The organism is Rhizobacter sp. P1_G5, from assembly GCF_056405435.1.
This window is the reverse complement of the sequence record NZ_JBFUCB010001142.1, coordinates 1-727: the sequence shown is the minus strand read 5'-3', so window position 1 is coordinate 727 and position 727 is coordinate 1. Positions and strand designations below refer to the sequence as shown.

Here is a 727-nt window from a genome sequence, read left to right as displayed (position 1 = left end):
TCGTGATCGTGCGCTGCACCTCGGCGGTGACCGGGTCGACCAGCGTCAGCGAATCGCTCAGTGCGTTGGCGACGATCAGCGATTTCTCGTCGGGCGTCAGGTAGAGGTGGTGCGGTTCCTTGCCGGTCGGGATGCGGCGGATCTCGGTGAAGGTCTTCGGGTCGATCACGCTGATCGACGCGTCGAGCGAGTTCAGCACGAAGATCGGCGGCTTGGCGGCGTCTGCGGCCTGCACCCCGAGCGGGGCGGCCAGGCAGAAGGCCGACAAGAAGGCCGTCAGGACGAGCGACGGGAGACGGGGCAACGCAGACAGCAGTTTCAAAGCCGGCACCAGCAGGAAAAGCTGGCATTTTAGGCGGGCGCAGCGTGCGCCCACCTTCAAAATGGCCTGCGAGCGCCTTTCTGTTCTGCGCTTCGTCAAAGGCCAGGCGTTACTCGTCGTCGCCGCCGAGGATGCCGCCGAGCAGCCCGCCGCCGGCGAAACCGCCCAGCACCGAGCCTTCTTCACGCCTGCCGCCGTTCTGCGGCGCGGCCGCGAACACGCGCGACGCGAGGCGCGAGAACGGCAGGCTCTGCAGCCACACCGTGCCCGGCCCGGTGACCTTCGCGAAGAACAGGCCCTCGCCGCCGAACAGCGCGGTCTTGATCTTGCCGACGTACTGGATCTCGAAGTTGACGTTGGGCGTCAGCGCGACGATGCAGCCGGTGTCGATCAGCAGCGTCTGGC

Annotated in this window: 2 protein-coding genes; both read right to left on the bottom strand. The window is 67.1% G+C overall.

The annotated features are described in order from the left end of the window. Positions 1-268, bottom strand: a 268-nt coding sequence (locus AC1D12_RS34615) for a YncE family protein (protein ID WP_477845569.1), incomplete at its 3' end; no start/stop codon positions are given. Between the two features lie 163 nt (positions 269-431). Then, positions 432-727: AIM24 family protein (locus AC1D12_RS34610; RefSeq protein ID WP_477845568.1), on the bottom strand; the 296-nt coding region annotated here is incomplete at its 5' end.